The organism is uncultured Jannaschia sp. (genome assembly GCF_947494055.1).
Lineage (GTDB): Bacteria > Pseudomonadota > Alphaproteobacteria > Rhodobacterales > Rhodobacteraceae > Jannaschia.
The window spans coordinates 12,672-33,735 of record NZ_CANLTR010000038.1 but is presented as its reverse complement, the minus strand read 5'-3'; the positions used below and the strand labels follow the sequence as shown (position 1 = coordinate 33,735).

At 64.8% G+C, this 21,064-nt stretch carries 17 protein-coding genes and 1 pseudogene; 10 read left to right on the top strand and 8 right to left on the bottom strand.

Translation table 11 applies throughout. The annotated features are described in order from the left end of the window. Together Q1A87_RS19030 and Q1A87_RS24270 are read left to right on the top strand one after the other, a co-directional pair. The coding region (locus Q1A87_RS19030; protein ID WP_299655065.1) for a Shedu anti-phage system protein SduA domain-containing protein at window positions 1-367 on the top strand (367 nt) is incomplete at its 5' end. 744 nt (window positions 368-1,111) lie between these two features. Then, window positions 1,112-1,375: pseudogene (locus tag Q1A87_RS24270) on the top strand (transposase); the annotation flags it as partial. A gap of 33 nt (window positions 1,376-1,408) precedes the next feature. On the opposite strand, the gene Q1A87_RS19025 reads toward Q1A87_RS24270, so the two are convergent. The 3 genes from Q1A87_RS19025 to Q1A87_RS19015 form a co-directional block, all read right to left on the bottom strand. Continuing rightward, window positions 1,409-2,041: a GntR family transcriptional regulator gene (locus Q1A87_RS19025; protein ID WP_299655062.1), complete on the bottom strand. Its 633-nt coding sequence runs from the start codon at window positions 2,039-2,041 to the stop codon at window positions 1,409-1,411. Window positions 2,042-2,112: 71 nt separating this feature from the next. Continuing rightward, window positions 2,113-4,026 carry a TRAP transporter fused permease subunit gene (locus Q1A87_RS19020; protein ID WP_299655059.1) on the bottom strand — a complete coding sequence of 638 codons (1,914 nt, stop codon included), beginning with the start codon at window positions 4,024-4,026 and terminating at the stop codon, window positions 2,113-2,115. Window positions 4,027-4,120: 94 nt separating this feature from the next. Next, window positions 4,121-5,095: a TAXI family TRAP transporter solute-binding subunit gene (locus Q1A87_RS19015; RefSeq protein ID WP_299655056.1), complete on the bottom strand. Its 975-nt coding sequence runs from the start codon at window positions 5,093-5,095 to the stop codon at window positions 4,121-4,123. Window positions 5,096-5,339: 244 nt separating this feature from the next. Between Q1A87_RS19015 and Q1A87_RS19010 the strand changes: the two genes are divergently transcribed. The 7 genes from Q1A87_RS19010 (at window position 5,340) to Q1A87_RS18980 (ending at window position 12,681) form a co-directional block, all read left to right on the top strand. Then, window positions 5,340-7,031 carry a thiamine pyrophosphate-binding protein gene (locus tag Q1A87_RS19010; protein WP_299655053.1) on the top strand — a complete coding sequence of 564 codons (1,692 nt, stop codon included), beginning with the start codon at window positions 5,340-5,342 and terminating at the stop codon, window positions 7,029-7,031. A 3-nt stretch (window positions 7,032-7,034) separates the two neighbouring features. Next, entirely contained in the window at window positions 7,035-8,654 is a 1,620-nt protein-coding gene (locus Q1A87_RS19005; RefSeq protein WP_299655050.1) for a GMC family oxidoreductase N-terminal domain-containing protein, read from the top strand. 9 nt (window positions 8,655-8,663) lie between these two features. Further along, on the top strand, window positions 8,664-9,053 hold the full coding sequence (locus tag Q1A87_RS19000) for a carboxymuconolactone decarboxylase family protein (protein WP_299655047.1): 390 nt from the start codon (window positions 8,664-8,666) through the stop codon (window positions 9,051-9,053). Continuing rightward, the gene (locus tag Q1A87_RS18995; RefSeq protein WP_299655044.1) at window positions 9,050-9,796 is read left to right on the top strand and encodes an N-acyl homoserine lactonase family protein; all 747 of its coding nucleotides are present in this window, start codon (window positions 9,050-9,052) and stop codon (window positions 9,794-9,796) included. Before Q1A87_RS19000 ends, Q1A87_RS18995 begins: the two co-directional genes overlap by 4 nt. 20 nt (window positions 9,797-9,816) lie before the next feature. Next, entirely contained in the window at window positions 9,817-10,836 is a 1,020-nt protein-coding gene (locus Q1A87_RS18990; protein WP_299655041.1) for a TRAP transporter substrate-binding protein, read from the top strand. A gap of 64 nt (window positions 10,837-10,900) precedes the next feature. After that, window positions 10,901-11,401, top strand: coding sequence for a TRAP transporter small permease (locus Q1A87_RS18985; protein WP_299655038.1), 501 nt, complete (start codon window positions 10,901-10,903; stop codon window positions 11,399-11,401). Beyond that, entirely contained in the window at window positions 11,398-12,681 is a 1,284-nt protein-coding gene (locus Q1A87_RS18980) for a TRAP transporter large permease (RefSeq protein ID WP_299655035.1), read from the top strand. The genes Q1A87_RS18985 and Q1A87_RS18980 overlap by 4 nt, the downstream gene beginning before the upstream one ends. Before the next feature lie 216 nt (window positions 12,682-12,897). Here the strand turns inward: Q1A87_RS18980 and Q1A87_RS18975 are convergent, their stop codons facing one another. From Q1A87_RS18975 to Q1A87_RS18960, 4 genes are all read right to left on the bottom strand, one after another. Continuing rightward, entirely contained in the window at window positions 12,898-13,770 is an 873-nt protein-coding gene (locus tag Q1A87_RS18975) for a LysR family transcriptional regulator (protein ID WP_299655032.1), read from the bottom strand. Beyond that, window positions 13,767-14,819 (bottom strand): YeiH family protein, encoded by a 1,053-nt coding sequence (locus Q1A87_RS18970; RefSeq protein WP_299655029.1) that lies wholly within the window; start codon window positions 14,817-14,819, stop codon window positions 13,767-13,769. Before Q1A87_RS18970 ends, Q1A87_RS18975 begins: the two co-directional genes overlap by 4 nt. Before the next feature lie 251 nt (window positions 14,820-15,070). Next, the gene (locus Q1A87_RS18965; RefSeq protein ID WP_299655026.1) at window positions 15,071-16,132 is read right to left on the bottom strand and encodes a DUF6880 family protein; all 1,062 of its coding nucleotides are present in this window, start codon (window positions 16,130-16,132) and stop codon (window positions 15,071-15,073) included. After that, window positions 16,122-16,514: a DUF6880 family protein gene (locus Q1A87_RS18960; RefSeq protein ID WP_299655023.1), complete on the bottom strand. Its 393-nt coding sequence runs from the start codon at window positions 16,512-16,514 to the stop codon at window positions 16,122-16,124. The genes Q1A87_RS18965 and Q1A87_RS18960 overlap by 11 nt, the downstream gene beginning before the upstream one ends. Before the next feature lie 765 nt (window positions 16,515-17,279). Between Q1A87_RS18960 and Q1A87_RS18955 the strand changes: the two genes are divergently transcribed. Further along, window positions 17,280-18,560, top strand: coding sequence for a reverse transcriptase domain-containing protein (locus tag Q1A87_RS18955; protein WP_299655020.1), 1,281 nt, complete (start codon window positions 17,280-17,282; stop codon window positions 18,558-18,560). 192 nt (window positions 18,561-18,752) lie between these two features. On the opposite strand, the gene hsdR is transcribed toward Q1A87_RS18955, so the two are convergent. Beyond that, entirely contained in the window at window positions 18,753-21,062 is a 2,310-nt protein-coding gene (gene hsdR, locus Q1A87_RS18950; RefSeq protein WP_363323022.1) for an EcoAI/FtnUII family type I restriction enzme subunit R, read from the bottom strand. Between the last annotated feature and the right edge of the window lie 2 nt (window positions 21,063-21,064).

The window sequence follows — 21,064 nt, the reverse complement described above, 5'->3', positions numbered from 1 at the left end:
AAGATGTCCATTATCGATCATGGACATTATCGACAGCAGAGGCTCACCGTCAGAGCAGTCACAACGGACGGATACGACTCAAGCGCAGAAGACTACGCATGACTTCACCCGTGATCGGTTTCGAATTACGCCGAAAGACGAGTACGGTACAGATGCGGGCGATCCGATCTATGCCGTCGAGCCGAGATCCTACCTCGTGGTCGGCGACCAAGCCGAGTTGCGAGGGAACGACGACAAGGTAGCTTGCTTCGAACTGTATCGGCGAAACATGCGAGCCCCTGAAATCATTACGTTTGACGAGCTGTACGAGCGGGCAAACTGCATCGTCGAACAGATTGATCAAGAGCAACCTAGCAGCGTGACATAAGCCTATGCCTCTTGAAACGCCGATTTGAATCGGCCCCTCGGGTCGATGCAGCGAACGCTCGCTTCTGATGTACTCTTTACGAAAGGCACCTTTCGTAAAGGGTTGGGGGAGCGGTCGTTCGCTACGCAACGCTTGAAGGTCGGCAGTGCAGGACAAGCGCCATATGCAGTATCAGCGTCTGGCAAAGAAGATCCCGGTGGTGCTCAGCGCCGAGGAGGTTGTGCGCATTCTCGAAGCCGCTCCGGGCCCCGGCCCCCGCAGTCCCGTGCGCCGCCGTGGGAGGATGCCGCATGATCCACCCGTCACACCCGGCCCTGTGATCCCGAGGCGCCGGACCCATCACCGTGGCCGATCCGTCAGAACCTGCGCCGCGACGGGTCCGTGCTGACAGAAATGCACCCCGATCCACGAAACCCAACCGGAAAGATCGAAGGACCTGTTCCGCTCGCTCCAATGGAACTCGTAGTTCGGCCCGTCCACCGACGAAGACCTGAGCCACAATACCCATAGCACCGAACTCCGCCCGCGCTTTCCTCCTTGTCAGGTTTATCGCCGATGAATGGCAAGCATCCAGCAGCCACAAACCTTAGACGGAGCTGCCCTTCGGCGCAGCCTATCGAAGGTCGGCTTTCGCCCGGCGTTCGGGATGGTACTGTAACCTGACGTCTGGAAATTTGATTTGCGCGGGCACCGCGCGCCCCCGCCGGGGCCGGCCCCAGCAGGGGCGATCCATTCTGGTATTCCATGGAGTTGCAACACGACCATGGAGAACGGCGAATGGACAGGCAGCAGGATAGGACGGTCGAGGCGCTCTTGGAACATCTGATCGAGCACGGGCCCGGCGACATCGCCACGGTCTTCGCGCGGGCCTTCGAGCTGGCCATGCGGATCGAGCGCGAGCGGTTTCTCGGCGCGGGTCTCTACGAGCGGACGTCCGAGCGGAGGGGCTACGCCAACGGCTACAAGCCCAAGCGCATCGACACACCGGCGGGCACGATCTCCATCGACGTTCCCAAGTCCGCCGACCCCGTGGCGGCGGTACTAGAGGATCAGCGGCTTGTACTTGCGGAACAGTTCGCGCGCAGAGGAGATGATGTCGCGCTTGAACCGCTCGGCGCCTTCTGTGTCGCGGGCCGCCATGCAGCGCAGCATCTGCAGGTGCAGCTCGCGCCCGCGCTCGGCGCGGCCCGGCAGCAGAGTGATGCGGATCTTGATGACGCGGGCCCGGTCCAGCACGTGATAGATGAAGCTGTTGGCGATCTCGTTGTCGGCAACCCGTGCCGTCTCCTGCCGCAGTTCCTCGAGCTTGGCGTTGTAGACGTCAATCCTCTCGGCCGCGATCTGTTCGCGCAGGGGGTCGCTGAAGGCATCGAGAAAGCGCTGCCAGTGACCGTCGGGCGCCTTTTCGGTCGCCTTTACCGTCAGCAGCGATTCCAGCCATTCGCGGATGTCGAAGATTTCCAGCACTTCCTTCTCGCTTAGACCCTTCACAAAGGCACCGCGATTGGGAACACGCTCCACCAGGCTGCGCTGCTCGAGCCAGCCCAGAACCTCGCGGATGACGGTACGCGACGTGCCGAACTCCTCGGCCAGCGCCTGTTCGTGCAGGCGCGCGCCGGCGCGGAGGTCTTGGCTCGCGATTTTCTCCTGCAGGACTTCGGTGATCCGGAACACCCGCGGCGCGCCGCGCTTTCCCGGCTCGTCGCGCGCGGCGAGAGAGACGGACGATGACCGCACCGCGTTTTTCACTCTGCTGATCCTCGGTCGGCGAAGGTTTGGCACCGGCGGCGCCAACCTGGGCCGGCCTGCATCATCAGTGTGCAGAGCCCGGCCAGCACCGCCAGTCCGGTTGTCATAGGCAAGGGCAGGATGAAAAGCAAAGCCGACGCGGCGAAGGCGACCCGAATGAAGGTGTTGCGCGACTGGAACTGGATCGCCGTCGACATCAGCACCACCGACCCGACGCCTGCCAGCATCGCCAGCGCGATCTCGTCCCAGCTGCCGATCAGCAGCAGGCCCGGGTGATAAACGAAGATGAAGGGAATGACGAAGCCCGCCAGCCCCAGCCGCACGGCCAGCAGGCTGAGCTCGGTCACCTTCGCCTGCGCCACCGCCGCCGCGGCGTAAGAGGCCAGCGCGACCGGAGGCGTGATCGCCGAGAGGGAGGCGAAGAACAGGATGAAGAGGTGCGCCGCCATCGGCTCCACCCCCAGCCGGATCAGGGCGGGGGCGACCACGGTGCCGGTGATGGCATAGGCGGCGACCGTCGGCATGCCCATGCCCAGCACGATGGTCACGATCATCGTTACCACCAATGTCGCCCAGAGCACGCCGTCGGTCAGCGACAGGATGATGCTGGCCAGCTTCACGCCTAGTCCGGTCAGGTTCAGCACGCCGATGACGATGCCCGCCGCGGCGCAGGTTGCGGCGATCGAAACGGTGCCGCGGGCGCCGGCGACAGAGGCCTCGACGATGCGGCGGGGCCCGATCGCGGTGGCGCGCCGCACCAGGCTGATCAGCAGCGTCGTCGCCAGTGACAGCAGCGCGGCGCGGATGATCGACGATCCGAAGCCCAGCAGCGACACGATCAGCACCACCAGCGGCAGCATGTAATAGCATTCGCGCAGCAGCTCGCGCAGGGTCGGGATCTCCATCCCGGTGCCGGAGCCGATGTTCTTCCTCACCGCCTCGAAATGCACCATCAGGAACACCGAAAGGAAGTAGAGCGCCGCCGGGACGGCCGCGGACAGGATGATCTGGTTGTAGGGGATCCCCGTCATCTCGATCATTAGGAAGGCCGCGGCGCCCATCACCGGGGGCAGGATCTGCCCGCCCGAGGACGCCACCGCCTCGACCGCGCCGGCGAATTCGGGCCGAAAGCCCGACCGCTTCATCATCGGGATGGTGATCGCCCCGGTGGCCGCCACGTTGCCCGCCGAGGTGCCATTGATCATGCCGAAGAAGCCGCTGGCGACGACCCCGACCTTGGCCGGCCCGCCGCGCGCCCGCCCGCTCAGCCGCAGCGCCAGCCGCATCATGAAGTCGGCTGCCCCCGACATCGACAAGAGCGTGCCGAAGATGATGAAGAAATAGATGAACGTCGCCGAGGACCCGACCGGGATCCCGAAGATGCCGTTGGTGGTGAACAGGAACGTTGACATCCGCGGATAGGAATAACCCGCATGGGTGAAGGGCTGCGGCAGGTGGTTGCCCCAGAGCGCGTAGCAGATGAACGTGACGCAGAGCAGCACGATGGGCAGTCCGGCCGCACGGCGCGTGATCTCGAGCACCGTGAGGATCAGCACCGTCGCGAAGACGACGTCGAGCGTGGTGGGCAGGACGCCTGCGCGCATCTCGATCTGGTTGACGTGTAGCGTCAGGTACAGCGTCGCCGCCAGCCCTCCCACGCCCAGCAGCACCAGCGCCCCGATCTCGCGCCAGCGGGTGCCGTCGGACAACCACAGCAGGCAGGCGATCACCACGATGCCGCCGACGTGCCAGCCGCGGAACAGCAGCGGCGCCATTGGCCATGCGGTCAGCACGAAGACGTGGAAGCCCAGATAGGCGACCGCCGCCGCAGCCGCCACGGCGGCGAGCCAGGGGATGCGCCCTTCGGGCGGCGCCTCGGCGGGATCGTGCGGCGGGACCGTGTCGCTCATCTGGCGGCTCCCTCGGGCTGGTGGATCAGGGGAAAGGTCAAAGACCGGTGCGCGGACGCGCCCCGCACCGGATCAGGGCCGTCTCAGGGACGGTTCAGCCGGCTTCGGGCGGGACCAGCCGGTCCGGCACCTCGACCCCCTGCTCGCGGTAATAGCGCAGGGCTCCCGGATGCAGCGGGATGGTGATCTTGTCGATGTTCTCGAGCAGGATGTTCTCGGACGAGCGGTGCGTCTCGATCATCGCCTGCCGGTTGTCGAACACCGTCTTCACGACGTCATAGACGAAGTCCTCGGACAGGTCCTTGTTGGCAATCAGGAAGTTCCACAGCGTCACCGTCTCGAGATCCTCCTCGAGGGTCGAATAGGTGCTGGCAGGGATCACCGCGGTGGCGAAATACGGATACTTCTCGATGAACGGCGCCGCCTCGTCCGCCGGCACGCCGACGATGTCGATCGGTCCGGTGGATTCGCTTTCAAGCACTGAAGGGTGCGGGATGCCGGCGGCGTTCAGGGCGCTGTCGACCAGCCCGTCGCGCAGCTGTCCGGTGACGTCCGAGAAGCCGACATTGACGATGCGGCTCGGCTCCACCTCCATGAACTCGAGGATGCGACGGCCGTAGGCATCGGGCGTGCCGCCCTTGGGGCCCAGCGCCACCACCTTGCCGTTCATGTCCTGCAGCGAGGTCACGCCGGCCGAGGTCGGGCCCCACCAGTGGAAATAGCTGGGATACATGGGCAGGATCGCGCGGATGTTCTGGAAGGACTGGCCGCCGGCCCATTCCAGCCCGTTGAACGCCTCGTAGGCTGGGGCTGCGGTGGACAGGCCCAGAGTCATCTGTCCGGAATCGACCAGCTGGATGTTGTGCAGCGGGCCGCCCGTCACCTCGACATTGGCGTTCAGGTCCATGCCGTTGGTCAGGACCGAGGACAGGCCCGTCGCCCAGACGTAATAGGTCCCGCCCACCGAGGCGGCGCCGATGGTGACGTTCCCGGGGCGGTCCTGCGCCCCGGCGGCGCCGGCGGTCGCGGCGACGAGGCCGAGGACGGCCGATGTGATGATCTTGCGCATGCGTTCCTCCCAGAATGCGTGGCGATGCCCCTCCAGCGGCGCCGACGGTGCAAGGATGGACACGGATATCGCCTTTCTGTCAACATATTTGTGAACAATTTTGATTAGAGGTATTACATCTCAGTATGTATTTATAATCATATAATGCGACTTTATAAGGCCTATCTGAATTGTTGTGAACAATCTAAATCTCATGTTAGAGCTTGGTGGGGAACGCATCGAATCACTATTGAGAAGGGCCACCATGACTGAGATGTCGGGCGGACAAGCCGCCGTAGCAGCACTCCGGGCCGAGAAGGTCGGACACATCTTCGGGCTGATCGGCTCGGCGACGATGGAGATGTTCGATGCGCTCTACGACGCCGAGGGGCTGGACTTCGTCGGCGTGCGCGACGAACGCACGGGCACCCACATAGCCGACGGCTATGCCCGCGCCAGCGGCGGCGCCGGGGTGATCCTGGCCGGCCAGAACGGGCCCGGCGCCACCAATCTGGTGACCGGCCTCGCCCAGGCCGCGGCGGCCTATTCCCCCGTGGTCTCGCTGGCCGGATCGCTCGCCTCGGGCCATGTCTATCGCGACGCGTTTCAGGAGGTCGACCAGCAGGCACTGTTCCGGCCGATTACCAAGAAGACTTGGACCGTCACCGACACCGCTCGCGTGCCCGAAATGATGCGCGAGGCGTTCCGCACCGCGTTGGCGCCCCGGCGCGGGCCGGTGCAACTGAACCTGCCGCGCGACATCCTGTCGAGGACCGCCGATTACGAGCCGATGCAGGACCCCAAGGCGTACCGCCCCGAGGTGGTATCGGCGGCGCCCGAACATGCCGTCGCGGCGGCGGCCGAAATGCTGCGCGGCGCAAAGCGGCCCGTCATCGTCGCCGGCGGCGGCATCAAGAACACGCTCGGCGCCGATCAGGCGCTGACACTGGCCGAACGGCTGAACGCGCCGGTCGTGACCTCGCCCGGTCATGGCGACGCGATCCCCTTCGGCCACCCGCTGAATGCCGGCCAGATGGGCCCGCGCGGCAATCCCGTCGCCTCGCGTCTGGTCAAGGAGGCCGACGTGATCCTCGCGCTCGGCACCCGGCTCGGCTTCAATTCGACGTTCTATTCCTACGACAACATCAATCGCGATGCCCGCATCATCCAGGTGGAGCAGGAGCCAACCGCGCTGGGCCGCTATTTCCCGATCTCGCTCGGGATCTGGTCCGACGCGCCCACGACCGCACGCCAGATCACCGCGGCGCTCGGCAATCTCGACGCCCGCGCCGAGGTCGAGCAATGGAGCGGCGCATTCCGGACCGAGCGCGCCGGATACCTGCGCAAGCGTGATGCCGATGCCGACATGGACGCGCATCCGATGCAGCCCTCGGGGCTGTTCCACGAACTGCGCGCGGCGATGCCCGCCGGCACCGCGATCACCATGGATGCCGGCACGCTCTGCCTGCAGGCCACCGATGCGCTGAACTTCGACCGTCCGCGCAGCCTGTTCACGCCGCTCGACTTCGGGCTTGTCGGCTTTTCCTTCGCCTGCGGGCTGGGGGTCAAGCTGGCCTGCCCGGATCGCCCTGTGATCAGCCTGATGGGTGACGGCGGCTTCGGCATGACCATTTCCGAGCTGGCGACCGCCGTGGCCTATAACATCAACACCGTCACCGTAGTGATGAACAACGGCTGCTGGGGCGCCGAGAAGGCGTATCAGCGCGACTTCTTCGGCGAGCGCTATATCGGTGCCGACCTCACCAATCCGCCCTTTGACAAGGTCGCCGAGCTTTACGGCGCCAAGGGATATCGCGTCGACCGGCTGTGCGATCTGGCCGAAACCGTGCGGGCGGCGCTGGCCTGCGGCAAGCCCGCGGTGATCGACGTGATGGTCGATCCGGCGGCGCTCTACAGCTTCCGCCGCGATTCCTTCCAGCATCGCGCGAAGGCCTGAGCGATGGCGGACGACTTCGACTACATCATCGTCGGCGCGGGGTCGGCCGGCGCGGCGCTCGCCGCCCGGCTGACCGAGAGCGGGCGCCACCGGGTGCTGCTGCTCGAGGCCGGGGGGCGCGACCGCAACGTCTGGCTCCACATCCCCCTCGGCGTCGGCAAGCTGCTGACGGACGAACGCTATGTCTGGCCGTTCCGGTCCGAGCCGCAGTCGCACATGGACGGGCTACAGATCTATTCCCCCCGGGGCCGAGTGCTGGGCGGGTCCAGCGCAGTGAACGGCATGGCCTATATCTGGGGCGATCCGGCGATCTTCGACGGCTGGGCCCGCGACGGCCTGCCGACCTGGGGCTGGAGCGATGTGGAGCCGTATTTCCGCAAGCTCGAGTCGAACGCCTATTCCACGCATGAAGGCCGCGGCAAGGATGGCCCTGTACGGATCACCGACCTTGGCGTGCGGATGCGCGACCCGCTGTCGGATGCCTTCATCGAAGGGTTCACCGAACTCGGCGTCGCGCCGACGTCGGACTACAACGCCGTCAGTTATGAAGGCGTGCGCTATCTGGAGCAGACCGCCCATATGGGCCGGCGCTGGTCCACCGCTGTGGCCTATTTGCGCAGCGCCGAGAAGCGCCCGAACCTTCAGGTGCAGACCGGCGCGCGGGTGCGCCGCGTGGTGTTCGAGGGCAAGCGCGCCGTCGGGGTCGAATACGACCGCAACGGCGCCCGCCACACCGCCCGCGCCTCGGGCGAGGTGCTGCTCTCGGCCGGCGCGATCCTATCGCCGCAGCTGCTGGAGCTTTCGGGCATCGGCGATGCCGGACGCCTGCGCGCACTCAGCCTGCCGGTGCTGCACGACCTGGCCGCGGTGGGCGAGAACCTGTCGGACCACCTACAGGTCCGCCGCACCTTCGAGACGAATACCCAGCGCACCATCAACGACATCATGAGCAATCCGGCCTACCGGATGATGTCGGGCCTGCGCTATGTCTTCGGGCGCAGCGGGCTTCTGGCCGGCACATCCTCGACCGCGCACGCCATCACCCGCTCCTCTCCCGAACTCACCGCCCCCGACGTGATGATCCGGCTCTACCTCATCAGCGGCAAGGACCGCTATTCGCGCAGCAAGTCCGGCGGCATTGACCCGTTCTCGGGCTTCACCGTGGGCGGCTTCCTGCTGCTGCCGAAATCGCGCGGCTCGGTTCATGCCCGCAGCAGCGATCCGCTGGAGCTTCCGGCGATCCAGCCGAACTATCTCGACCATCCCGACGACGCCGCCGGCGCGCTGCGCATCCTTCGGCTGATCCGCCGGCTGGCTGAAACGCCGGCCTTCGGCAAGGTCATCGTGCGCGAGGATCAGCCGGGCCGCGAGGCCGCCAGCGACGCGGCGCTGATAGACTATGTCCGGCGCAGTGGGCAGACCGCGTGGCACACCGTCGGCAGCTGCCGCATGGGCAACGATGCCGAGTCCGTCGTCGATCCGCAGCTTCGGGTCCGCGGGGTCGAGGCGCTGCGGGTCATCGACGCCTCGGTCTTCCCCGAGATCCCGTCGTCCAACACCAATGCCCCGGCGATCATGATCGGAGAGCGGGGCGCAGACCTGGTGCTGCAGGATGCCAGATAGGAGCATGCCATGAGCGAGACCAGCCATCCCGTCACCGCCGCGCAGAAGGCCTTGGCCGACTGGAACCCGTTGTGGGAACAGCTTGCCGACCTCGACCCCGACTTTCTTGAGGCGTACCTGACGTTCCGCAACGTGCCGCACCGCACCGGGCCGCTGCCGCAGAAGGTCAAGGAGCTGATCATGATCGCGATCAACGCCGCGACGACGCATCTTTATGCGCCCGGGGTCAGGCGCCACATGCAGAACGCCATCCGCGCCGGCGCCACGCGCGAGGAGATCCTCGAGGCGATCCAGCTGACCACGGTGATGGGCATCCATTCGTGCAACCTCGCCATCCCGATCTTGGCCGAGGAATTCGCCCGTCACGAAGGCGCGGCCGGCGACACCGGCGCGCCATGACTGCGGCGGTTCGCGTAGAACCGGTAGAGGTGGGGCGGCGCTGCGCCGACAGCGCCACCTTCCTGCTGCACGTCGAGGCGGGCCGCGAGATCGAGATGGCCTATCGCTTCTGGCTGCTGCACGGACCGGGCGGCATCATCGCCGTCGATACCGGCATCGACCCGGACGAGGCGGCGCGGCGCGGCATCACAGGCATCGTCCCGACCGAACGCGCGCTGGCCGAGCGGGGGATCGACCCCGGGAACATCGGCACGCTGATCCTGACCCATCTGCACTGGGACCATGTCAGCGCGCTCGACGCCTTTCCGGCGGCCGAGGTCTGGCTGCACCGGGACGAGGCCGCGTTCTTCGCCGATCCGATCCGCGCGCATCCGCAGATCGACCGCTACTTCAGTCACCACGACAGCCTGCGCCGCCTGCTCGGCTCGCCGCGTTTGCGGCTCGTCGGGGGCACGGCCCATATCGCCGCGGGCGTCTCTCTGATGCCGCTGCCCGGCCACACGCCGGGGCACCAGGGCGTCGTCGTCACCACCGCCGCGGGGGCCGAGATCATCGTCGCCGATGCCGCGCCATTCAACCGCAACATCCTCGAAGAGGTGCCCAACGGCATCCTGTATGACCTCGGTGCATCGCTCACCAGCCTCGTGCGGATCCGCGCCGAGGGGCCGGCGGCGGTGCTGACCGGACACGACCCGGTGCCCCGGCTCGATCTGGCCGAACACCGCTCGGAACACTTCGACTGAAGCTCTCTGGGAGGAGACACATGGCAAACCCGATCACATTCGCATTCGCCGCCGCGCTGGCCACGGCCCTGCCGGCGGCGACTTGGGCGCAGGACTTTTCCGGCTCGCCCTCGGTGACCCTGCGGCTCAGCTCGGCCTCGCCGGCCGGGATGGAGGACAGCCGCGCCCTGACCGATATGGCCGAATACCTGTCCGAGGCCACGGACGGCACGGTGACGCTGAAGCCGTTCTTCGCCTCGGCGCTGTTCGACGAGATCAAGGGCATGAGCGCCGCGCAGAGCGGTCTGGTGGACATGGCCATCGCCTGCACCTGCAACATGACCAAGCAGACCGATTCCATGCTGTTCTCGGACCTGCCCTATCTCTGGAACGAGATGGACAACGGCCGCGAGGTCTGGGACTCCGAGATCGGCGAGCAGATCTCGGAAGAGATGCGCGAGAACCTTGGCCTGCGCGCCCTCGCCTTCACGCCCAGCGGCGGCGGTTATCGCATCCTGTGGAACAACAGCGGCGAGATCCGCACGCCCGAGGATGCCAAGGACGTGAAGATCCGCACCACCGCGACCCCGCTGGAACAGGACTTCTGGCGCAGGGTCGGCGCGATCCCGACCCCCGTCGACATCGGCGAGACCTATTCGGCGCTGCAACAGGACCTCGTCGACGGCGAGCACCTGCAACCGGCCTGGCTGACGCTGCTGAAGCATGACGAGGTGGTGAAATACGGCACCGAGATCGGCGCCGTCGCCGTCTACCGCGTGCTGGTCATCAACGACGACAGCTACGACAAGATGGACGAGGCGCAGAAGGCGGCCTTTGAAGAGGCCGTGCAGCTGTTCGAGGATCGCGCCTACGGGTACAACCACGCGCTTCGCGATCAGGAGATCGCCAAGTTCGAGGCCGGCGGCGGCCAGATCTACACCCCCACCGAGGAAGAGCTGGAACAGTGGCGCGAAATCGGCCGCAGCCTGTGGGACAGCGACACCGTGACCTCCACCGTCCCGGCCGAGCTGATTCAGAAGGTGCTGGACGCCCAGGACTGATGCTCTTGCCGGCGGCGGCGGCCCCGGTCGCCGCCGCCTTTCTAACCGTCGGACAGGCCCAGCCATGACCCTGCTATTCCATCGCCTCTGCGCGGCCTATCGCGTGCTCGGCGGTCTTCTCGTCCTTGCCCTGATCGGCGTCCTTCTCGCCGGCATCGCGATGCGGGAGATCTTCAGCAAGCCCCTGGTCTGGGTGAACGAGGTCTCGCTGATCCTGTTTCTCTGGACCGTCTTCGTCGGGGCTGGCGTGGCCTTCGCCGACAATGCGCGTATCCGCTTCACGCTCCTTACCTCGCTGCTGCCCGAGGGCCTGCGCCGCACCGCCGACCGCGCGGTGACGCTGGTCGGGGTCGGCCTGCTCTGCCTGTTCCTCTGGGTTTCGCTGAAGATGCTGCGCACCTTCTCGGGCCAGCGCCTCGTCAGCCTCGATCTGCCGGTGGCGGTGGAGTGGCTGGCGCTGCCGGTCGGGCTGCTGCTGGCGATCCTGGCGCTGCTGCGCTTCGTAATCTCGCCGCCGCTCGATCCGACGGAGCCTACCGATACACCCGCGGAGGCGCCCCGATGACTGAACTGATCTGGCTCGGCGTCGCCTTCATCGGCGCGCTGATGCTCTCGCTCGACATCGCGCTGGCGATGCTGTTCGCAACCACGGTGATCCTGGTTACCGGAGGCCTCGTGCCGCTGCACCTGATCGCTGAGAAGGCGGTCGCCCAGGTCGAACTGTTCCCGCTGCTCGCCATCCCCGGCTTCATCCTGATGGGCGAGCTGATGAACACCGTCGGGCTGACCAAGGCGCTGGGCGATCTGGCACGGCTGATCGTCGGGCGCTGGCGCAGCGGCATGGGCGCGACCGCCATCGTCGCCTGCATGTTCTTCGGCGGCATGACCGGCTCGGGCCTTGCCGAGACCGTCGCCATCGGCACCCTGATGATCCCGCTGCTGGCGCGCCACGGCTATCCGCGCGCCTTTTCAGGCGCGTTGATCGCCGCCGGCGGCAGCCTCGGCCCGATCATCCCCCCGTCGATTCCCATGGTGATCTACGCCAGCATCGCGCCCAGCGTGTCGATTTCGGCGCTCTTCATCGGCGGCATCGTGCCCGGCCTGCTGATCGGACTGTCCTTCCTTGTGGTCGTGGTCTGGCGGGTGCGCTCAATCCAGCTTGTCGAGCCGGAGGAGGAAGACGACCAGAGCCTGCTTGGCGTCCTCTTGCGCGCCCTGCCGGCGCTCGCCGCGCCGACCATCGTGCTCTACGGCGTACTCGGCGGCATCGTCACGGTGACCGAGGCCTCGGTGCTCGCGGCGGCATTCGTCACGCTCTACGGCCTTGTCACGCGCCGCATCGGCCTTGGGGCGGTGTTCGAGGCGGCAAAGGGTACCGCCACGGCCACCGGCACATTCGGCTTCATCATCGCGGCGGCCGGCCCGTTCTCGTTCTTCCTCGCGCTCTTCGACGCGCCGGGGCTGATCAGCACGCTGCTGGCCGACCTTTCGGGCGGCAACCCGCTGGCGCTGATGCTGATCCTGACCGTGGTCTTGATCGGCCTCGGCTGCATGGTCGAGGCGACGTCGCTGGTGATCATCCTCGCGCCGATCCTGACCGCCACCGCCGCCGGGGCGGGGATCGACCAGCTTCACATGGCGCTGGTGGCGATCTGCGCGCTGATGCTGGGGCTCTTCACGCCGCCGGTCGGCACCAACCTCTTCGCCATTACCGGCATCGCCGCGGTCCCGATCGAGAAGGTCTCGAAAGAGGTCATTCCCTTCGCCCTCGCTGCCGCCGTGATCGTCCTGCTGATGGCCGCCTTCCCGCAGATCGTGCTGTTCGTCCCCGACCTGCTGGACTGACGCCGCCCGCCGGGGACATCCCAGAGAGGCGCGCGATCCAGGGACGCGTCTTCCATCCGCGCGGCCTTGTTGCACGAAGCCTGCCTGGGATGGTATGCTGTTCGCTGCGAGGCCAACGAACTAGCGCAGTGCAGGATCTTTCTGCAGTTGGTGATATCGATGCGAAGGTCGTGTTTCTAATTGCGTGACAAGGATCGTAGATCGACCTGTGCCGTATCAGACGAGTTTCAAAAACCTCTGCTCAGCCAATGATAGGTGCCGTTCCTTGTGGCGCAATACGTGAAACTGGCGTGGAGGGAGGTCGAACTTCACCGAAACAAGCCGGCCCGCGTCGATCGCTGGCGCGACCACCAGGGTCGATACGATCGCAGCGCCCGCGCCGGATTCGACCGCGACGCGCACCGCCTCGTTCGATGGCAGTTCGAAGGCAACCTCAACATCCTCGATACGCAAGCCGCGGACCGTAAAAGCTTTTTCGCAAACCGCGCGGGTGCCTGATCCCGCTTCACGCATCACCCATGGGCTGGCTTTCAGGTCATCGGGGCTGGAAGGAGGATGGTCCGTCCAGTCATGCCCGGGTGCCACCACCAGAGCCAGCCGGTCCCCGGACAGGCTGTGGATGGCCAGTGCCGCATCGGTGATCTCGCCCTCGACGATGCCCAGATCGACGGTGGCGGCATGTACCATCTGCGCCACTTCGGTGGTGTTGCCGACAGCGAGTTCCAGCACGATGCCCGGGTGGTCGCGGCGGAACCTCTGCATCAGCGGTGGCAGCCAGTAATTCGCGATCGTCTGGCTGGCGGCCAGACGCAGCGTGCCGCGTTTCATCCCGGCCAGATCGCCGAGCAGCCGCGTCGCCTGCTCCGCCCGTGCCAGCACCGCGCGGGCCTCGCCCAGAAACAGCCTCCCCGCATCTGTCAGTACGATACGCCGCCCGACCCGATCGAACAGCTTCACAGCGTGACGCTCTTCCAGCGCGGCGATGGCGGCGCTGGTCGCGCTCTGGGTTAGGTTGAGGAACGCCGCCGCCTGCGTGACATGCTCACGCTCGGCGACGGCAATGAAAATGCGGAGCTGTTCCAGCGTCATGCGAGGAACATGATCAGAGCGAGGCTGAAAAGGGAAATGAAGACCCATGCGCCGGCTCCCAGCAACGCGGGACGCAATCCTTCCGCCGCCAGCTTGCGCATGTCCGTCTCCAGACCCATCGCGGCCAGGGCGGTGGCCAGCAGGAATTGCGTGATGCCGGTGGTGACGGGGGCTGTCGCCTCGGGCACCCAGCCGGTGCTGGCCAGACCGACCATGGCGACGAAGCCCAGCACGAACCACGGCACAGGCAGAGCGGTGCGGTCGGCTTCACTGTCGTTGCGGCGCAGCTTGCGAGCCGCAAGGAAGCCGAGGCCCAGCACCATCGGCGCCAGCATCATCACGCGGGTCAGCTTGGCGATCGTGCCGAACTCTCCGGCCTCCTGCCCGCGGGCATAAGCGGCCGCGACGACCTGCGCGACCTCGTGGATCGAGGCCCCGGTCCACAGGCCGAAGGCATGCGGCCCCATGTCCAGCAGGCCGCCGACCAGCGGCATCAGAACCATCGAGAGTGAACCGAAGATCGTGACACAGGCGACCGCATAGGCGACATCCTCGTCACGGGCACGGGTCACGGTGTTGGTGGCGATCACGGCCGAAGCGCCGCAGATCGAACTGCCCGCCGCGATCAGTTGCGTCAGTCCCGCATCCACCTGGAGCACGCGCCCCAGCCAAGTGGTGAAGGCGAAGGTGGCCAGCAGCGTGGCGACGATCAGCGCGACGCCGACGCCACCCACAGCGATGACCTGCTGCGCGGTCAGTTGCAGTCCCAGAAGGACGATCCCTGCGCGCAGGACCCGCTTAACGCTGAAGGACGTGCCGGGCCTGGCAATGGCGGGAGTGCCGATCAGATTGTGGAACGCCATGCCGATCAGGATGGCGAGGATGAGCGGGCTCAGCACGCCGACGCCGGGAATGAGGCGCAGCCCGAACGCCAGCGCCGCTATCAGCGCAGCGAGGAGAAGGCCGGGCAGGACGCGGCCCGCGGTCAGGTCGGTCCATCGCCGGGAGCCGACGTGGGCTATGCCATGCAGGGTTTCAGAATGTGCCACCTGAAGTTCCTTACAAGTCGTTCAGAGGCGTAGTTAGGCAGTCCTGAATGAATATAAAAACCGATTAGTATTGTATAAATGATCTAGAAAGTCGAACAGTAAACTGACGTTGGAGTTCTCTTGGATATGGCCGCTGCCCTAGAAGCGGACATCAGGGCGAAGCGCAGCATCCGTCTAAGAGGGCTCCTTCGAGGCCTTCGCTTCGCAGGGCCCGAACGGCTGCTATCGCGTATCGTGATCGCGGACGGAGCCTACCCGACTTGGCTCCAGAAGCCCTGTTTTCGGCTGTGCCGTTCACGGAGAGCATCGACGAAAGCCTGGTGATCGGGATGGGGACTATAATCCCAGATGGCGTCGTCGGTGGCCTCGCATTCCCGCAGGTGTCGGGCGGCGTGCTTGTAGCGGCTGCTGCGGGCGGCATTCAGGGCGAACAGGATCATCGCCCGTCGGGCAAGCGACGCAGCCAGCGGATGGGGACCGTCGAGCGCGTCGGCGGCGGGCGTCAGTATTTCGTAGGCGTCGCCGTCGAGCTCGTCGCTGCGGGCCTCGATGAGCTTGGCCGCCAGCGCGAGGTCCGGCCAGTCGATCAGAAAGACCAATGCGGCGTGGACATCCGGAAAGGCGATCGCGATCGCTTTCGCTCGCTCCTCCGCTTCGATGTCCTCGAAATCCGGTAAGGCCTTGAGAAAATCGCGCAGGTGATGCGGGTCAAGGGTTCGCTCGAAGCTCGCCCATCGGAAGGCTAAGGCGTCGTCCGTACGCCCCAAGGCGACGAGACAGTCGATATAGACATCGTCGAGCTCATAGCTGTCATGACCCCGCTCGCCGGCCGCCGCCCTCGCCGCTTCTGCGATCTCGATCGCCTCTTCGGCCCGGCCCGCCGCGAGCAGCCTCTGCGCGACCCCTGCCGCGATCCGCGGCATCCGGATCTGGTCGGGGCGATAGCGCCGCATGTAGGCGTCTACGTCCCCCTGCAGGTCGGCGATATCCTGCAGGATCATGTCGATCCGCAGCCGCTTCATGTCCGTCGCGATCGCGCGGTGACGCTCGAGGCCCAACGGTCCGAGCAGCAATCCCGTATCTTTGTCCTCGACGCTCTCGGGCACTGGTATCGCTTCGTCCGCAAGTGCGAGCGCCTTCAGCGTCTCGAGGCCCGTCTCGCCCAGAGTCGCGCCGAGCGCATCGACGAGGCCGTCGAACTGGCCGTACTCGTTCTCCATCAGCGCGGCGAAAATGCGCTCTGTCAGGGCTTCGGGGTCCGGCGCGGCGCGCGGTCCGATCTCTTCGAACTCGGCCAAAGCGTCACGGAACACGTCTCCGATCTCCCTGGAACTGTCTGTCGTCGGCGCGCTCGTGAATGCCAGGCGCCAACTCGAGAAGCGTCCAGAGCAGATCGAACGCCGTCTTTGGATCGTCGGGCGCGACGTTCTCGACGATCATCGTCAGATGGGCGTTCAGATCCTGCACGAGTTTGCGGCGACCCTGCCAGCTCACGAAGCCGGTCGATCGACGCAGCGCCGCAAAGCGCTTTCGGATTTCCTGCGCGACCTCCCCGGGGCCCTGCGCGGCGCTCAGCTCCAACCGGAGCCGGCGTTGCAGGGCGGCATTGCCGGACGTCACCTCCAGCAGCAGCTCGGCCAGCCTCTCGGCGCCGAGCGCGATCAGGTTCGCCTTGTTCAGGGATTTCTTCGACATTAGTGGCGGCGTAGTCCTAAGATCTGCGCATCGAAGACTGCGCCGCGCCGGGAGGCGCCGCAAGGCGGTCACTTCTGGTATTTAACATTCACGGCTACCAGTCCGGCGATCTCTGTCTTGAACAAAAGACCCGGGAAGTGTTCAGCCGAAAGGCACATATGGCTCCCCTGCCCCGGCGCGGGCTCCCTTTTTCACGGGCCGTGCGGAGAGCGCCTCGAGCGCGGGAGTGAACAGAGTTGGTAATAGTGTTGAACTAAATGCTTCCGGACCAACATTCGATGTTTGCGCTGACGCGTTGCAGGTGTCTGTTTGGATGACCATCGGCGCAGACCAGTCCATTGGGTGAGAATATTTCGGGGGTACGGCGGACCAAACCACCACCTGTTGCGCTCTGACAGACAGAAAATGCTGCCTTGGCTCTTGCAGCAGGAGTTGCTCGTCACTATTTCAATCCCGCCCCCGGAATTGGCCGGAGGGTTGGATCGTTGAGACTGTCAAGTTCAATTCGGATGACCGGGACGTCGATGCCGATCAGCATCGCGGCCAGGCCGACCAAGTGGAATGAGACTACGAGCATCGCTCGGACCTCCTCGGTTATATTATACCGCCTCGCGTTTTCTGACCCGTGTTGGAGAGGCGTTCGGATCGAGACATCGAACGACGAACCGGCAGATGGCGGCGTGCGTTCGGGGGACGCCCGGTCAATTCAGACCGGGGCCTTGGGTCAAAGGCCAGTCCCCCGAACTCTGCGAAAAGGATTTGGCCGTGGATTTGGAGTGGTTCAAGCGGCGACCTTACCGCCATTTCGACAAGCCGGTGTGCGAGGCGTTCGCAACACGCGCAATGGACCCGGCCTTCGTCGGCGGCCCAAATTATCAGCCCGGTCCGCTTCTCCACTACGTCAAGGAAGAGAAGCGCTACAAGCACTGCGATAAAGCAGGTAAGCGCGTCCTTAAGACTAAGAAGCGGCCCATCAAGTATGCTTCGCACCGCGACGCCTGCGTCCTGTCGCGGTATTCTTATGACCTTTCCCAGAAACTCGATGCGCATTACGAGGCCGCCGGGCTATCGGACGAAGTGATCGCCTACCGCTCACTCGGGAAGGGCAACTACCATTTCGCTGCTGAGGCCCTCGCTTTCGCCAAGGCGAACGGTCCGGTGACGATCCTCGCCTTTGATGTGACCGGCTTCTTCGACAACCTCGACCATGTGCTCCTCAAGGGACGATTGAAGCGCATCCTTGGAGTGGATGAATTGCCCGCCGACTGGTTCAAGGTGTTCCGCCAGATGACTCGGTTCTCTTTCGTGGATTCCAACGAACTTAAGGCGAGCCCGACATTCGGTCCGAGATTGAAACTGCGGAACCGTGATCCGATTGCGACGATAAGTGAATTGAAGATGGCAGCAATTCGGTTTTATCGAAATCCCGGTTTGAGTTCTAAGCCGGGTAGAAGTATTGGCATTCCCCAAGGCACGCCCATAAGTGCCACGTTCTCCAACCTTTACATGATTGATTACGACGCAGCCGCCTCGCAATTCTGTGACGGGATCGGTGCGTTCTATCGGCGCTACTCAGACGACATCCTCGTGATCTGTCGCAATGAGGACGCCCCTGTCGTCGAGGCGGAGATGGTCAGACTGATGGACCTTGAGAGGCTTCAACTGAATCCCGACAAGATCGAGCGGACGGCCTTTGTGCCCGGCGGTTCTGTCGCTGCTGGGCACGGCGCGCAGTATCTTGGGTTCAACCTCGGTCCGTTCGGCGCGACCATCCGGCACAGCTCCATGTCACGGCAGTGGCGTAAGATGCGGCGGGCCTTCAAACGGACACGGAAGGTCGCGGTTGCCAACATTGCGGCAGGCATAGCCGACAAGGCGTGGACCAAGCGGCTGCGCCGACGCTTTACCGCGCGACCGGTCCGAAACTTCTCTTCCTACGCCCGGCGCAGCGCCGCTGCTTTTGGGCCCGACGAGAAGATCACGGGTCAGCTCCGGCGCTTCGAGCGCGCGGTCGAGCGCGAGCTTGCAGAACTTCAGAAGCTCTGAGTCTTAGTAGACCTTGCGCTTGAGCGTCGAGGGTTCAGTGCTGACGAAGTAGGAGGTCGCGTCGATTGCGTGGTCGAGGCCGCCCTTTTGTCCGAGATTACAGCTCGACGGGAACGATCATTTAACAAAATAACCCAATCCTTTAAATGACGTGCCTGCCCCTGATGAAAGATCAGATTGGTCTCTCCGCGTTTAGCGGACCGCTGAATAGAGATGCTCTTGAATGCCCACGAATGCCGCCTTGATTTCGCTGATCGAACCAAGTCGCTGCCTGGCTTCGTTGGTCCCCCCATAGCGAATGCGTAGCAGGTCACTGATCTTGGTGAGCGCCAACTCGTCTGCGCCATGCATCTCGTATCCACGCAGGACGTAGTCAAGAAACGTCCTCATTTCCTCTTCGTAGCCCGAGAGCCCAATGTCACGGGCCCGCTGCGCGCGTTCCGTCCGGGCAAGCGGTGCCAAGGTAAACCTGACATACGCAAGGACGTCGAAGACATCGCTGTTTGGGGCGTCGATCACACGGCGCATATCGTCAAGGCGGTCAGAGTCGTATCCCAGCTCGGACAGTCGCTGTACGAATTCCGCTCTACGCTCGGGATCGCTCCATGTCCGGCGCAGCTCGTCTTCGTCGACGACGAGGCCGGTAAGGTCGCCGAAGAGTTGCTGCATGAACTCCCGCGCGGTGATCGGGCGGCCGTCGTGCGACCAGTAGGTCGTAGCAGCGATATAGCGAATCTGACGTTCCTTGCCGTCACCGAGCTTCACCACGATCTTCTCGCCACTGGGCGGGGCATCATCAGCTTCTGGTTCGGTGGGCTCCGGCACAGGCCCCGATGTCGGACGGGTCTTGGGCAGAGGTGCTTCCGGGGGCATCGGCTCGCCGTCCCATTCCGGGTCTTTGAAATGTTCGTAGGCTTTCACAAAATCGAGGATCGTGAAGAAGTCTTTGCCGTCGAAGGTTCGCGTCCCCCGGCCGATGATCTGCTTGAACTCGATCATCGACTTGATGGGCCGCATCAACACGATGTTGCGGATGTTGCGCGCATCGACCCCGGTCGAGAGCTTCTGCGATGTCGTCAGGATCGTCGGCAGTGACTTCTCGTTGTCTTGGAACTCGCGCAGGTGCTGCTCGCCGAGCTTGCCGTCATCTGAGGTGACGCGCTCGCAGTAATGCGGATCGGGGTCGTCTTTGACCTGGTTGATGAAGTTCCGGATGCGGGCGGCGTGATCCTGGGTGGCGCAAAAGACCAGTGTCTTCTGGCGCTGGTCGATTTGGTCCATGAATTCGTGGACGCGGCTCAGTTCACGCTCGTCGATAATCAGCTTCGTGTTGAAGTCGGCCTCGGTGTATTCGCGGTCGACGTCGATCTCGCCGGTCACCACCTCGTCCTCTTCGCTGAAGGTATAGGTGTCGAGCGTGCTGGCCATCTGACGGACCTTGAAGGGCGTCAGGAAGCCGTCGCCGATCCCCTCCTTGAGGGCGTAGGTGTACACGGGGTCGCCGAAGTAGGCGTAGGTATCGCCGTTGGCCTTACGCTTGGGGGTCGCGGTCAGGCCGAGCTGCACGGCGGGCGCGAAGTACTCGAGGATGCGGCGCCATTCGCTTTCGTCCTTGGCCCCGCCCCGGTGACATTCGTCGATCACGATCAGGTCGAAGAAGTCCTTCGGATAGCCCTCGAAGGTGAACTCGTTCTCCCCCGTCATGAAGGTCTGGAAGATCGTGAAGAAGACGTTGGCATTCTTCGGGATCTTACCCTGTTTGCGGATCTCGTCGGGGCTGATCCGGCAGAGCGCGTCGGGCGGGAAGGCACTGAAGGAGTTGTATGCCTGATCGGCGAGGATGTTGCGGTCGGCGAGGAACAGGATACGCGGGCGGCGTACCGGGTCGCGGGAGAGGTTCCAGGAGGCGTGGTAGAGCTTCCACGCAATCTGGAAGGCGATGGAGGTCTTGCCGGTTCCCGTCGCCAGCGTCAGCAGGATGCGCTGGTCGCCGCGGGCGATGGCGTCGAGGACTGCGGTGATGGCGTTGTGCTGGTAGTAGCGCGGCTCCCATTTGCCGCCTTCGGTCTCGAACGGCACCTCGCCGAAGCGCTCGCGCCAATCGTTGCCTTCGGGAAAGCACAGGTCCCAGAGCTCCTGCGGCGAAGGGAAGGGCAGCGCGTGGTCGCCCTCCTTGCCCGTGGCCATATCGACGGCATACCAGCCGATCCCGTTCGTCGAATAAGCGAGGCGCGTCTTCAGACGGGTGGCGTAGTCCTTGGCCTGACCGACGCCGTCGGTGTGGCCGAGGCCCGCGCGCTTGGCCTCGATCACCGCAAGCTTGCGGTCGCGGTAGCTGAGCACATAATCGGCCGAGAGTGGGTTGATCCGGCCCGCCCCGGTGATCCGGCCGGGGCAGATCATCTCGCGCCGGATCTTCGAGCCCTCGACCACGCCCCATCCGGCCTCGCGCAGGACGGGGTCGATGAGATTGGCGCGGGTGTCGGCTTCGGTTTCAGGCATAT

Coding starts and splice junctions, on each gene's coding strand:
- Q1A87_RS19005 (WP_299655050.1), top strand. CDS start 7,035: ATGGCGGACGACTTCGACTACATCATCGTCGGCGCGGGGTCGGCCGGC.
- Q1A87_RS19020 (WP_299655059.1), bottom strand. CDS start 4,026: ATGAGCGACACGGTCCCGCCGCACGATCCCGCCGAGGCGCCGCCCGAA.
- Q1A87_RS18995 (WP_299655044.1), top strand. CDS start 9,050: ATGACTGCGGCGGTTCGCGTAGAACCGGTAGAGGTGGGGCGGCGCTGC.
- Q1A87_RS19010 (WP_299655053.1), top strand. CDS start 5,340: ATGACTGAGATGTCGGGCGGACAAGCCGCCGTAGCAGCACTCCGGGCC.
- Q1A87_RS18990 (WP_299655041.1), top strand. CDS start 9,817: ATGGCAAACCCGATCACATTCGCATTCGCCGCCGCGCTGGCCACGGCC.
- Q1A87_RS19000 (WP_299655047.1), top strand. CDS start 8,664: ATGAGCGAGACCAGCCATCCCGTCACCGCCGCGCAGAAGGCCTTGGCC.
- Q1A87_RS18985 (WP_299655038.1), top strand. CDS start 10,901: ATGACCCTGCTATTCCATCGCCTCTGCGCGGCCTATCGCGTGCTCGGC.
- Q1A87_RS18975 (WP_299655032.1), bottom strand. CDS start 13,770: ATGACGCTGGAACAGCTCCGCATTTTCATTGCCGTCGCCGAGCGTGAG.
- Q1A87_RS18980 (WP_299655035.1), top strand. CDS start 11,398: ATGACTGAACTGATCTGGCTCGGCGTCGCCTTCATCGGCGCGCTGATG.
- Q1A87_RS18960 (WP_299655023.1), bottom strand. CDS start 16,514: ATGTCGAAGAAATCCCTGAACAAGGCGAACCTGATCGCGCTCGGCGCC.
- hsdR (WP_363323022.1), bottom strand. CDS start 21,062: ATGCCTGAAACCGAAGCCGACACCCGCGCCAATCTCATCGACCCCGTC.
- Q1A87_RS19015 (WP_299655056.1), bottom strand. CDS start 5,095: ATGCGCAAGATCATCACATCGGCCGTCCTCGGCCTCGTCGCCGCGACC.